This window comes from Burkholderiaceae bacterium DAT-1, assembly GCA_019084025.1.
GTDB lineage: Bacteria > Pseudomonadota > Gammaproteobacteria > Burkholderiales > Chitinimonadaceae > DAT-1.
Map to the genome: position 1 here is coordinate 138415 of JAHRBI010000006.1, position 12605 is coordinate 151019.

Sequence of the window (12605 nt, forward strand, 5' to 3'; positions counted from 1 at the left end):
GCCCTCCCCTGACTCGACCTCAGCGGCCAATCGCGTCGTAGGTGAAGCCAATGCGGCGCAGATATTCCGGATCATACAGATTACGACCATCAATGATCATTGGCTGTTTCAGCTTGGCCTTGATCACATCAAAATCCGGGCTGCGGAACTCCTTCCACTCGGTCACGATCACCAGGGCGTCGGCACCTTCCAGTGCTGCAATAGGTGATGTGGCGTACTCAATGGTATCGCCGAGCGTCTTGGATGCTTCATGGGCAGCAACCGGATCATAAGCGGTTACAGTGGCACCGCGCGCCAGCAGGGCACCAATGACTTCCAGGCTTGGCGCCTCGCGCATATCGTCGGTATTCGGCTTGAATGCCAGACCCCACAGCGCAAAATGCTTGCCCTTGAGATCGGCGCCCAGATGCTTTTCAACCTTTTGCACCAGACGCTGCTTCTGGGCGCTATTCGCCAGCTCTACCGCCTCAAGCACCTTCAGTGTCATGCCGTTTTCCTCGGCAGTTTTACACAGGGCTTTGACGTCCTTCGGGAAGCAGGAACCGCCGTAGCCGACACCGGGATACAGGAAATGGTAGCCAATGCGCGGATCCGACCCGATGCCCTGGCGAACCAGTTCAATATCCGCCCCCATGACCTCTGCCAGATTAGCCAGTTCGTTCATGAAGGAGATGCGCGTTGCCAGCATGGCGTTGGCGGCATATTTTGTCAGCTCTGCTGAGCGGACATCCATGACAATCAGACGATCGTGATTGCGTTGGAACGGCTTGTAAAGCTGGCGCATCATGTGCGCTGCGTTTTCATCATCCGCACCAATCACGATTCGATCTGGACGCATGAAGTCTTCAATGGCCGCGCCCTCTTTCAGGAACTCGGGATTGGATACAACAGAAAAATTGAGCTGCGAACCGCGTGCATCCAACTCCTCTTGCAATGCCGCAGTAACTTTGTCAGCAGTGCCGACTGGCACAGTCGACTTATCGACCACCAGTCGATATTCATTCATCCGCTTGCCAATATTGCGGGCGGCGGAAACCACGTATTTCAGATCTGCCGAACCATCCTCACCCGGAGGCGTACCGACAGCAATAAACTGAATCACGCCATGCTCGACAGCAAAATCGATATCCGTGGTAAAGCGAAGGCGGCCAGCGGCCACATTGCGCTTGACCATTTCTTCAAGGCCAGGCTCGTAAATCGGAATGCCGCCCTGATTCAGGGTGTCGATCTTGGCTTGATCCAGATCGAGACAAACAACATCGTTACCGACTTCTGCCAAACACGTTCCGGTAACCAGTCCAACGTACCCGCTACCAATGATTGTGACTCTCATGCTTACTCCATCCTGATATTCTTGCTATTTCGTACTGCAAACAAGTCAAAGGCGATGTGCTTACAAAGCCATGCTGCCTAGACTGTCATTTATTTCTTTCAGTACGGCAATGGGATCACTTGCACGCGTGATCGGCCGGCCAATTACCAAATAGTCGGAGCCCGCTTTGACGGCTTCGACAGGGGTCATCACGCGATTCTGATCATCAAGCGCTGCGCCCGCAGGGCGAATGCCGGGCGTCACAAGCTTGAACGACTGCCCGCACAGGGCTTTCAGCGCGGTTGCTTCTTGCGCCGAGCACACTACGCCATCCAGACCACAGTCACGGGTCAGCGCCGCAAGCTTTGGAACCTGCACCTCAGGTGCGGGTAAGCCAATCTCAGCCAGATCGGACGCGTCCATGCTGGTTAAAACGGTGACCGCAATCAGAATCGGACGATCTTTGCGATCGGCAATGCCCCTTGCCGCTGCTTCCATCATCTTGCGGCCACCAGAGGCATGGACATTGACCATCCAGACCCCAAGATCAGCCGCCGCCTTGACCGCTTGCGCAACGGTATTCGGAATGTCATGGAATTTCAGATCCAGAAAGATATCGAACCCACGGCTTTGCAGGTTACGTACAAGTGCCGGGCCTTCATGCGTAAAGAGTTCCTTGCCCACTTTCAACCGGCACATTGCCGGTGTGACCCGATCCGCAAAAGCCAGTGCGGCATTCGCCGAATCAAAATCAAGCGGGACGACTACTTTAGGATCATTCATTGCCATTTACCTATCTAATTCCTGAAACACAGCTCGCTACGCGCGCGTCTGGCCGCGTGCCGGGAGGAATGACTCCCAATCGTTACAGGCCGGGCAGCGCCAGAAGTATTGACGAGCCTTGAAGCCGCAACTTGAGCAGTGATACATCGACACGCCTCGTGTGGCATCATTGACCAGTCGAAGCGTGATATCTAGCTCTGCCTTCTTCTCAACCGGTGCCGACTGCGCTTGCGCATCGAGCAATCTCAGCAATCCCGGCATGGTTGGATTTCGCCTTAGTTCCGCACCCAGCCATTGATCAGCAGCATCCTGCCCCTCTTGCGTTGCAATCCGCTCATGCACAATATCCAGCATATCCAGCTCGGGATAGGTACTGAGAAAGCCCTTCAATAGAGCGGTTCCCTCATCTGAGCGATTTAATTGATCGTACGCATTGAGGAGTTTCCGTGCGGCAAACGGAATAAAGCGATGATCCTGTGATTCAATTTTCAGCCATGCCTCAATTGCTTCGGACCAGTTCTGATTGGTCGCTTCCAGATCGCCGAGCAGTAGATGCGCACGAACACATTTCCGATGTTCCGCCAACGCCTGCTGCAACAACTGCCGTGCCTCGGCAGGTTGCGAGCGCGTCATGGCACTAGTCGCCAACTCACAGTAGAACTCGGCAATTTCATGCTGATATGTATGACTGGTGTCACGCAGCTGTTGCGCCACCTCAATGGCTTTGTACCACTCCTTTTCCTGCTGATAGATATCTAGCAGATGATTTCTGGCGGCACGTGCAAATTCCGTTTCATCCAGTTTGCCGAACAGCTCTTCTGCGCGGTCAAACAAACCTGCCTTCATGAAATCCAGCGCTAGTTCAAATTCGGCACTTTGCCGCTCAAATGGTTTCAGCTCGGCACGCCCCAGCAATTTCTGATGCATACGGATGGCGCGTTCGAGTTCACCTTTGCGTCGGAACAAATGGCCGAGTGCGAATTGCAATTCGATTGTTTCTGCATGATTCCGTGCAAGATCAACAAACACGTCCACGGCACGATCCGTGCGCTCGTTCAGGAGGTGGTTCAGCCCCTCGAAATATTGACGGGGTAATAGCTTTGAATCAGCAAGAACATGCTTGATGTCTACACGGGCAGTGAGCCAGCCTAAACCGAAAAATACGGCGAGGAGGATCAACCACCAGGCTTGAAATTCCACATGAGCTCCAGAAATCGGTGTTCACTAAATAGGCCAACATCTTGAGGTTAGCCTGATTAAATCAGATCGGGGAGCTTAGACCACCGCGTCCAGCGGATGATCGATGTCACTCACCTCGACGGCGACAGGATCTGCGCGCTCGGTGTGGGTGCGCAATTGGCGACGCAACTCGCCTATTTCCTTGCGCATGCGAGCCATATGCGTCGTCATGGCCAGCACGCCCGCACCTGCGCCCAGCAGAAATGCAAGGAATAACACGACGGCCAACGGCGCAGTGGCCACGCCGCCCAGCAAGCCAGTGACCTCGACAATGCCTACATTGCGCATTGCGAAGCCGAACAGCACCAAGAAGATGGTTACCTTGAACAGAGCTGACAGATAGCGCATGGCATCACTCGCATAATCGGCAGAATAGTGAATTGTATCGCGTTGTGCATCACGATGTAATTCAGATTTTTACTTTCGGCACCTCGGTGACGCACGAACAAAAAAACGGTGTCAGTTTCCTGACACCGTTATTCTCATTCCGAGTCCTGATGCGCTCAGCTTTCACCACTCACGTCGACACGTTCACGGAGTTCTTTGCCCGCCTTGAAGTGCGGAACATACTTCTCCGGAACCGCGACCTTGGTTCCCGACTTGGGATTCCGACCCGTACGGGGCGGACGGTAGTTGAGGTCAAAGCTGCCAAACCCGCGGATTTCAATCCGCTGACCGCTAGACAAACTGCCTGCCATGGCATCCAGTATTGTCTTGACGGCCAGTTCAGCATCTTTTGCCACCAACTGCGGATAACGCGCCGCGAGCTTTGCGATCAGCTCGGACTTCGTCATGGGGCTATCGAGCGACATAAGCAATTACTCGTTGCTACCCGACAGCTTAGCCTTCAGCAGTGCGCCGAGGTTAGTGGTACCAGCATTGGCAACCGACTCGGAAGCAATCTTGCTCATGGCGCTGGATTCGTCAGCGCTGTCCTTGGCCTTGATCGACAGGTTGATCGAGCGATTCTTGCGATCAACGTTGATGATCATGGCTTCAACTTCGTCGCCTTCCTTCAGCACGGAGCCGATGTTTTCCACGCGGTCACGGGAAACTTCGGTCGCACGCAGGTAGCCTTCGACTTCGTCGGTCAGGGCGATAACGGCACCCTTGGCATCCAGAGACTTGACGGTACCGCGAACGATCGCGCCCTTGTCGCTGGTGGAGACGTAGTTGTTGAAAGGATCACCTTCGAGCTGCTTGATGCCCATGGAGATGCGCTCGCGCTCAACATCGATGGACAGCACAACGGCTTCGACTTCGTCGCCCTTCTTGTAGTTGCGGACAGCTTCTTCGCCAGCAACGTTCCAGGACAGGTCGGACAGGTGAACCAGGCCATCGATGCCGCCTGGCAGACCAATGAACACACCGAAGTCGGTAATCGACTTGATGGCGCCACGGATCTTGTCGCCCTTCTTGTATGTAGCCTGGAAGTCGTCCCACGGATTCGGCATGCACTGCTTCATACCCAGGGAGATACGACGACGGTCTTCGTCGATTTCCAGAATCATCACTTCGACTTCGTCGCCCAGCTGGACAACCTTGGTCGGATGGATGTTCTTGTTGGTCCAGTCCATTTCGGACACGTGGACCAGACCTTCGATACCTTGTTCGATTTCAACGAACGCACCGTAGTCGGTGAGGTTCGTGACCTTGCCGAACATGCGGGTACCGGACGGGTAGCGACGAGCCAGGCCCACCCACGGATCTTCGCCCAGTTGCTTCAGACCCAGGGACACGCGGTTCTTCTCTTGGTCGAACTTGAGGACCTTAGCGGTAACTTCGTCGCCCACGGCCAGAACTTCGGACGGGTGCTTGACACGGCGCCATGCCAGGTCGGTGATATGCAGCAGACCATCGATACCGCCCAGGTCCACGAACGCACCGTAGTCGGTGATGTTCTTGACGATACCCTTGACGATTGCGCCTTCTTGCAGGGTAGCCAGGAGCTTTTCGCGCTCTTCGCCCATGGTTTCTTCCAGCACGGCACGGCGGGAAACCACAACGTTGTTGCGCTTGCGATCCAGCTTGATCACCTTGAATTCGATGGTCTTGCCTTCGAACGGGCTGGTGTCCTTGATCGGGCGGATGTCGACCAGCGAACCCGGCAGGAATGCGCGGATGCCGTTGATCATCACAGTCAGGCCACCCTTGACCTTGCCGGAGATCAGACCGGACTTGATTTCGCCAGCTTCCAGTGCTTCTTCCAGCTCGATCCATGCGGCCAGGCGCTTAGCCTTGTCGCGGGAGAGCTTGGTTTCGCCGAAACCGTTTTCGAGGCTTTCGATTGCCACTTGCACGAAGTCACCGATCTTGACGTCAACCACGCCTTGATCGTTCTTGAATTCGTTGATGTCGATCAGCGATTCCGACTTCAGGCCGGCGTTGATGACAACGAACTTGTCTTCAACAGCAACGACTTCAGCGGTGATCACTTCACCTGCGCGCATCTCTTGACGGGTCAGGCTTTCCTCGAAGAGGGCGGCAAAACTTTCCATGGAGGTCATGTAAGGAATTTCCAAATCGCCCGGACATCCTGCCAGACACCTGTCTGGCGCTCACGTTCGGGGGTTAGTTAAAAAGAAACCAGACGGGCATTGCGCCAGTCCGGCACCTTATCAGGCAGACAGCAACACGCTGTTCCACCAATCCAGCACTGCATTGACCGCAGCATCGATGCTCAGATCAGATGTATCGAGCAGACGCGCATCGGGCAATTGCATCAAGGGCGCCACCGAACGGGCCCGGTCACGGGCATCACGCTGTTCGATGTCGGCCAAAATTTGAACGAGTATAACCTGCTCACCCTTTGCAATCAACTGTTTATAGCGGCGATTTGCGCGCTCTTCAGCGGATGCAGTGAGGAAAATCTTTAAATCTGCGTCGGGAAACACCACGGAGCCCATATCGCGACCGTCCGTCACCAGCCCCGGTGCCATGCGGAAATCGCGCTGACGCTGCAGCAGCGCCGCGCGCACGGCTGGCATGGCCGCCACTTTGGAGGCGCCTTCGCCAATACGTTCGCTGCGAATGTCGTCGCCGACATCCAGACCGTCCAGCAGCACCAGATGATCTTCGAACACGACATTCAGGGTGCGCGCCACTTCAGTCACGCCTGCCTCGTCATCCCATTCGATTTCGCGTTCCAGCGCTGCCAGCGCGGTAACGCGATACAGCGAACCCGAGTCAAGATAGTGAAAGCCAAGTCGCGTGGCCACGCGCGCCGCAACTGTGCCCTTGCCGGAAGCCGAGGGGCCATCAATGGCGATAACCGGAATACGATGCTGGGACACGTTTTACCTCGACGACGGATGATGCAAAGCCCGTTATTGTGTGGGCTGCGGCAGAACTTGTCGAGTGGTTGATAGGCAGTCAGACCCCATTTTGCTCCCGCCACTGCCGCGGCGAACAGCCTGTCCATTCGCGGAAGGCGTGATTGAAGGCGCTTTGTTCGCTGTAGCCCAGCAGGAATGCGATATCCGTCATGCGCATGGCGGGGTCGGCGAGATATTGCTTGGCTAGCGCCTGCAGGGTGTCGTCCAGCAGGCGTTGAAAGGTCCACCCTGCCCCGCTCAGGCGGCGCTGCAGCGTGCGGGATGAAACATTCAGCTCACGCGCAATCACGTCGATCTTGGGTAGTCCGGTGGGGAGTAGGCGCATCAGATGCTTGCGAACCGTGTCGATCAGATCATCCTCGCCATCAGCGGCAGCGGCTTGCCTGGCAGCGAGCTGGTGGTCGGCATGGCCGGTCAGCATCGTATAAAAGGCCGGGTCAGCATTGGGCAAAGGATGATCAAGCAGCGCAGCATCAAACCAGGCCACGTGATCATCTGCCCCGAACGTGACCAGGCAGCCGAAAAAGGCTTCCCACGGCGCTGTATCGAGCGGCGCCGCGAACGAGAATTGCATTGCAACCGGTTTGATATCCGGCCCCAGTAGCCAGCGGGCGGACACCATGATGCCGGCAAAAATGCTGGATGCCAGTGCTGGCGTGCGATCGCTCCACGGACTGCGCCAGTAGTAGCCCGCCAGATCGCCCTCGACGCGCAATTGCGACAGGCCCAGATCATGCGCCAGCCCTTCATAGCGCATCACCGCCTGCAAGGCCTCGCCGACCGAGCTGCACGCCATCATGATCATGCCGTACACGGTATACGAGGCGAGCTTGACCGACTGCCCGACCTGCAGGCCAAAGTCATCGCAAGCGGATGCCTGCTCACCCCATTGCAAGAGCTGCAGATAGGATTCGACAGACATGTCGTCGGCGATAACCGGCTGCGTGACATGTATGCCGACCTCAGTCAGACCGGCGCGCCAGTCGAGGCCGAGACGCTGACAGGTGTCGATCAGAGGTTGGGCAAAGGGGGCGGTGACGCGGGGATGCTTCATGTGGCGTAATTTATCAAATCTATTGGCACAAGCGAGCAAGTTATTGTTGCAGACTCTCCCTTAATCTTGCGTCAATTGGATAACCGCGCTTTTAAGGAACGACAAGCATGCGACGTTGGAACGGATGGGGTGACGATCAGGTCGAACTGGCATTGCCAGAGTCTGCACTGGGCTTTTTGCGTGAACGGGTTCCCGGCGCACGCCGCCCGGATGATGCCACTCTGGAGGCAGTGTTGTCGCGCCTGCCGGATTCGCGCCTGCCCGAGCACCCGCTGCTGGACCGCAGCCCGAAGACCCGTCTGCTGCATTCACGCGGACAGAGTCTGCCCGACTGGCTGGCCCTGCGCCATGGCGAGCTTGATCCGGTGCATGATGCAGTCGCCTTTCCGGAATCCAACGAAGATGTTGCTGAATTGCTACGTCTGGCGCGTGTGTGCGGTGCCGAAGTGATTCCGTATGGCGGCGGCACGAGCGTGGTCGGGCATCTGACTCCAAGCGGCCATCGCCCCTCTCTGTGCGTATCGATGGCACGTCTGCGCAGGCTGCTCAGTATTGACAAGCAAAGCATGCTGGCCACGTTTCAGGCGGGCGTCACCGGTCCCGATCTGGAAGCACAATTGCGTGCACAGGGCTATACGCTGGGCCATTTCCCGCAGTCGTTCGAGTATTCGACACTAGGCGGCTGGGTGGTGACCCGCTCCTCCGGCCAGCAATCGCGCATGTATGGCCGCATTGAACAGATGTTTGCCGGTGGCCGCCTGGAAACCCCGACCGGCACACTGGAATTGCCTACCTTCCCCGCTTCCGCGGCTGGCCCGGACTTGCGCGAATGGGTGCTGGGCTCCGAAGGTCGCATGGGGATTCTGACCGAAGTAACGGTGCGCATTCACGCGATTTCACAAGCCGAGACCTTCCGAGGATGGTTCTTCCCGGACTGGCATGCCGCAGAACAAGCCGCACGCGCGCTGGTGCAGGCGCGGGTGCCGGTGTCCATGCTCCGTGTTTCCAATACGCCGGAAACCTTTACCACGCTAAAGCTGGCGGGCGATCACGCGTCTATCCGCCTGCTGGAGCGTTATCTGGCGCTACGCGGGTGTGGTGATCGCAAATGCATGTTGCTGGCTGGCTTCACCGGCACGCCGGGTGAGTGTAAACAGACCTTTGCGCGCGCAAAACGCATCTTCCGTTCGTTTGGCGGCGTGTATGCGGGGGCCAAGCTGGGCGAAAAATGGAAGGCCGGACGTTATCGCAACGTGTATCTACGCAATGCATTGTGGGCGGAAGGCTATGCCGTCGATACCTTCGAAACCGCACTCGACTGGCCGCGCATTACCCCCTACATCCAGGCCGTGGAACAGGCAGTACGCGATGCGCTGGGCGGCGAGCCGGTACACGTGTATACCCACCTGTCGCACGTCTATGCACAGGGCTCCAGCGCCTACACCACCTATGTCTTCCGTCTGACCGGCGATTATCAGCAAGACCTGCAGCGCTGGCAGACCATCAAGCGCGCCGCCTGCGATGCCATCGTGGCGTATGGCGGCACTATCAGCCATCAGCATGGCGTAGGGCTGGACCACGCGCCGTATCTCAAGGCGGAAAAGGGTGAACGCGGCATGGCAGCCTTGCGTGACATGCTCAATCATTTCGATCCGGACGGCATCATGAATCCGGGCAAGCTGTGCGACTGATCTGACAGGAGTCTCATCATGGGGACATCGCGTCCAAGCCTTGCACAACTCAGTGAACAGCAGTGGGATGTCATCATCATCGGCGGTGGCATTACCGGTGCAGGCGTCGCACTCGAATCGGTACGTAACGGGCTGCGTACCCTGCTGCTGGAACAGAAAGACTTTGCATGGGGGACATCCAGCCGCTCATCCAAGCTGGTACATGGCGGATTGCGTTACCTGAAGGAAGGCGATCTACGCCTGACGCGGGAATCAGTAGTGGAACGGGATGCGCTGATGAAAGGTGCGCCGGGACTGGTCGAGCCGATGCCCTTTCTGTGGCCGCATTATCAGGATGTGCCGGGCACATCGCCGGCCGTAATGGATATCGGACTCGGCATGTACGACCTGCTTTCCGGACACTGGCGGCACCGCAAGCTGAATGCCGAAGAAGCCCTGAAGCAGATGCCAAGCATTCGCAAGCAGGGCCTGAAGGCTGCGCATCAATATCTGGATGCGTCTACCGACGATGCTCGTCTGGTGCTTCGGGTGTTACTGGATGCTGAATCCGAAGGCGCGACTTTGCGCAATTACACCCGCGCGTTACCGCTCATTGAAAACGGCGTGGCCACCGGTGTAAGTGCGGAATGTGGGCAGACGCATGAAGTGCAGGCCATCAAAGCCAGATTGATCATTAATGCCAGCGGCGTATGGGCGGACAGATTGCATGGCAAGCAGGCCATTCGCCCCTTGCGTGGCAGTCATCTGCTGGTTCATGGCCATGCGCTGCCCCTATCACAGGCACTGGCTTTCAATCATCCCGACGACGGTCGCCCCGTGTTCGCTTATCCGTGGCAAGGGCATACGTTGGTGGGCACTACCGATATCGACCATCACGAGGATCTGGAACTTGAGGCGGCAATCAGCGAGCAAGAGTGCGACTATCTGCTCCGTGCGTGCAAACATGCTTTCCCGGCGGTGAAACTGGGCAAGCCGGATATTCTATCGACCTGGTCCGGCGTGCGGCCGGTGGTGGGTGGTCAGGGTGGCGATCCATCCAAAGAACGTCGCGATCACGTAGTCTGGACCATGCCCGGCATGATCAGCGTAACAGGTGGCAAACTCACCACCTTCCGGCGCATGGCGCGAGATGCACTGAAGGCCGGACGCGACGTGCTGGGGCTGCACCGGCTCAAGCGTGCGCCTGTATTCAAGGATGGCGCGCCGCCTACTTTGCCGGGACTGGGCGCATCGGCCTGGCAAGGCTTGCGCGGACGACATGGCAAGCGGCTCGAGACCCTGATGCAGTCCGCCCGCCACGACGAGTGGCATGGCTTTGTCGGTCAGGATCGATTGCTCGCTGAAGTACGCTGGGCGCTGCAGCACGAGCATGTGGTGCATCTGGACGATTTATTGCTGCGGCGAACACGGCTGGGACTGGTGGTACGCGATGGCGCGGCCACACTGAAAGACACCCTTCAGGCCATGTGCGCAGACGAACTGGGGTGGGATGCGGTGAAATGGCAGATCGAATGGTCGCGCTGGCGCATTATCTGGAATCAACATTACAGCCTGCCGGAGCAAGCGGTTTCCGGCCTTGAAAGGACGTCTTTCCATGTCGCGTGATTTATTGCTATCGATTGATAATGGCACCCAGAGTGTGCGCGCACTGGTATTTGATCTGCATGGCAATCTGCTGGCTAAAGCACGCGTGCCGCTGGACGACTACACCTCGCCTGAACCGGGCTGGCACGAACACGATGCCGAAGCATTCTGGCAATCGGCCTGTGTAGCCTGCCAGCAGGTTTGGCACGACTTTCCGCAGTACCGCGAGCGTATTGCCGGGGTATCAGTCACCACCCAGCGCGGCACCGTCATCAATATTGATGCAAAAGGCCAGCCCCTGCGCCCGGCCATTACATGGCTGGACCAACGCAAGAGCCCGCGTTCACCCAAGATTTCCGCGATGTGGCGGGCGGCATTCAAGCTGGCCCGCGTGGACGATACCATTGCCTATTTCCAGCGGGAGGCGGAAGCCAATTGGCTATCGGCCTGTCAGCCAGACCTCTGGAAGCAGACGCATAAATTCCTGCTGCTATCGGGCTTTCTGAATTACCGCCTGTGCGGCGAATTTGTGGATTCGGTGGCATCGCAAGTCGGCTTTCTGCCCTTTGATTTCAAGAAGCTGCGCTGGGCGCCTGCCAGCGACTGGAAGTGGCAGGCGATGGACATCCGTCCCGAAATGCTGCCAGCCCTGCACGAGCCGGGCACAGTCATGTCGCGGGTGTGCAGGTCAGCCGCCGAAGCCAGCGGCATCCCGGAAGGCACGCCAGTACTCGCTGCAGCCGCTGACAAGGCCTGTGAAGTGCTGGGCGCAGGCTGCGTTGAACCGGATATCGGCTGCCTGAGTTACGGCACTACCGCCACCATCAATTCGAGTCGCAGCAAGTATCTCGAAGCCACCCCTTTTATCCCGCCCTATCCCGGCGCCCTGCCCGGCACCTGGAATACGGAAATCCAGATTTTCCGGGGCTACTGGATGGTGAGTTGGTTCAAGGAGCAATTCGGGCATCTGGAGCAGATGGCCGAGCAAGATGGCGGACAGATGGCAGAAGAACTGTTCGACGAGCTGCTAGCATCCGTTCCGCCCGGATCGATGGGTCTTATGCTGCAGCCTTACTGGAGCCCCGGCATTCGTCTGCCCGGGCCGGAAGCCAAGGGCGCGATTATCGGGTTTGGCGATGTGCATACGCGCGCACACTTCTACCGTGCCATCCTCGAAGGACTGGCCTATGCCCTGCGCGAAGGCGGTGAACGCATCGAAAAGCGAGGCGGCAAGCGATTTACCTCGCTGCGTATTTCTGGCGGTGGATCGCAAAGCAATGGTGCCATGCAATTGAGTGCGGATATCTTTGGGCTACCGACGTCGCGACCCCATGTCTATGAAACATCCGGGCTCGGCGCCGCCATTGATAGCGCAGTCGGGCTAAAACTGTATCCTGACTTCAAATCGGCGGTGAAAGAAATGACGCGCGTAGAGCGTGAATTTGAGCCGAATGCCCAGCATCACGCCATCTATGACGATCTCTACCAGAGTGTCTACCGCAAGATGTACGAACGGCTGCAACCGCTGTATGCCGACATTCGCCGCATCACCGGCTATCCGCGCGAGTACGAATAAGCATTATTTCGGTGCAAAATCCTTCCCCATG

Annotated in this window: 11 protein-coding genes; 3 read left to right on the forward strand and 8 right to left on the reverse strand. The window is 57.5% G+C overall.

The genetic code is table 11. The features are described 5' to 3' along the window. Nucleotides 1-19: 19 nt before the first annotated feature. The 8 genes from KSF73_13750 to KSF73_13785 all read right to left on the reverse strand — a co-directional run bounded on the left by KSF73_13750 (nucleotide 20) and on the right by KSF73_13785 (nucleotide 7723). On the reverse strand, nucleotides 20-1333 hold the full coding sequence (locus KSF73_13750; protein MBV1776775.1) for a UDP-glucose/GDP-mannose dehydrogenase family protein: 1314 nt from the start codon (nucleotides 1331-1333) through the stop codon (nucleotides 20-22). Nucleotides 1334-1393: 60 nt separating this feature from the next. Then, nucleotides 1394-2095, reverse strand: a complete 702-nt coding sequence (pyrF, locus tag KSF73_13755) for an orotidine-5'-phosphate decarboxylase (GenBank protein ID MBV1776776.1) — start codon at nucleotides 2093-2095, stop codon at nucleotides 1394-1396. A 36-nt stretch (nucleotides 2096-2131) separates the two neighbouring features. Next, the gene (gene lapB / locus KSF73_13760) at nucleotides 2132-3295 is read right to left on the reverse strand and encodes a lipopolysaccharide assembly protein LapB (protein ID MBV1776777.1); all 1164 of its coding nucleotides are present in this window, start codon (nucleotides 3293-3295) and stop codon (nucleotides 2132-2134) included. A 75-nt stretch (nucleotides 3296-3370) separates the two neighbouring features. After that, on the reverse strand, nucleotides 3371-3682 hold the full coding sequence (locus tag KSF73_13765) for a LapA family protein (GenBank protein MBV1776778.1): 312 nt from the start codon (nucleotides 3680-3682) through the stop codon (nucleotides 3371-3373). 155 nt (nucleotides 3683-3837) lie between these two features. Next, a complete protein-coding gene (locus KSF73_13770; GenBank protein ID MBV1776779.1) occupies nucleotides 3838-4128 on the reverse strand; it encodes an integration host factor subunit beta in 291 nt (96 codons plus the stop codon). Between the two features lie 24 nt (nucleotides 4129-4152). Next, the gene (gene rpsA, locus KSF73_13775; GenBank protein ID MBV1776780.1) at nucleotides 4153-5841 is read right to left on the reverse strand and encodes a 30S ribosomal protein S1; all 1689 of its coding nucleotides are present in this window, start codon (nucleotides 5839-5841) and stop codon (nucleotides 4153-4155) included. Nucleotides 5842-5952: 111 nt separating this feature from the next. After that, nucleotides 5953-6627, reverse strand: coding sequence for a (d)CMP kinase (cmk, locus tag KSF73_13780; protein ID MBV1776781.1), 675 nt, complete (start codon nucleotides 6625-6627; stop codon nucleotides 5953-5955). Nucleotides 6628-6706: 79 nt separating this feature from the next. Then, nucleotides 6707-7723, reverse strand: coding sequence for an AraC family transcriptional regulator (locus KSF73_13785; protein MBV1776782.1), 1017 nt, complete (start codon nucleotides 7721-7723; stop codon nucleotides 6707-6709). 107 nt (nucleotides 7724-7830) lie between these two features. On the opposite strand from KSF73_13785, the gene KSF73_13790 reads away from it, so the two are divergent. The 3 genes from KSF73_13790 to KSF73_13800 are packed head-to-tail and all read left to right on the forward strand — an operon-like array spanning nucleotide 7831 to nucleotide 12574. Continuing rightward, nucleotides 7831-9414, forward strand: a complete 1584-nt coding sequence (locus KSF73_13790) for an FAD-binding oxidoreductase (protein ID MBV1776783.1) — start codon at nucleotides 7831-7833, stop codon at nucleotides 9412-9414. 18 nt (nucleotides 9415-9432) lie between these two features. Continuing rightward, entirely contained in the window at nucleotides 9433-11019 is a 1587-nt protein-coding gene (locus KSF73_13795) for a glycerol-3-phosphate dehydrogenase/oxidase (protein MBV1776784.1), read from the forward strand. Beyond that, nucleotides 11009-12574, forward strand: coding sequence for an FGGY-family carbohydrate kinase (locus tag KSF73_13800; protein MBV1776785.1), 1566 nt, complete (start codon nucleotides 11009-11011; stop codon nucleotides 12572-12574). The genes KSF73_13795 and KSF73_13800 overlap by 11 nt, the downstream gene beginning before the upstream one ends. The last annotated feature ends 31 nt before the right edge of the window (nucleotides 12575-12605 follow it).

What these genes read in the sequence shown, in the direction of transcription:
- KSF73_13750 (MBV1776775.1), bottom strand. Translation starts at nt 1,333, where the DNA reads ATGAGAGTCACAATCATTGGTAGCGGGTACGTTGGACTGGTTACCGGA.
- pyrF (MBV1776776.1), bottom strand. Translation starts at nt 2,095, where the DNA reads ATGAATGATCCTAAAGTAGTCGTCCCGCTTGATTTTGATTCGGCGAAT.
- KSF73_13765 (MBV1776778.1), bottom strand. Translation starts at nt 3,682, where the DNA reads ATGCGCTATCTGTCAGCTCTGTTCAAGGTAACCATCTTCTTGGTGCTG.
- KSF73_13770 (MBV1776779.1), bottom strand. Translation starts at nt 4,128, where the DNA reads ATGACGAAGTCCGAGCTGATCGCAAAGCTCGCGGCGCGTTATCCGCAG.
- rpsA (MBV1776780.1), bottom strand. Translation starts at nt 5,841, where the DNA reads ATGACCTCCATGGAAAGTTTTGCCGCCCTCTTCGAGGAAAGCCTGACC.
- KSF73_13785 (MBV1776782.1), bottom strand. Translation starts at nt 7,723, where the DNA reads ATGAAGCATCCCCGCGTCACCGCCCCCTTTGCCCAACCTCTGATCGAC.
- KSF73_13790 (MBV1776783.1), top strand. Translation starts at nt 7,831, where the DNA reads ATGCGACGTTGGAACGGATGGGGTGACGATCAGGTCGAACTGGCATTG.
- KSF73_13795 (MBV1776784.1), top strand. Translation starts at nt 9,433, where the DNA reads ATGGGGACATCGCGTCCAAGCCTTGCACAACTCAGTGAACAGCAGTGG.
- KSF73_13800 (MBV1776785.1), top strand. Translation starts at nt 11,009, where the DNA reads ATGTCGCGTGATTTATTGCTATCGATTGATAATGGCACCCAGAGTGTG.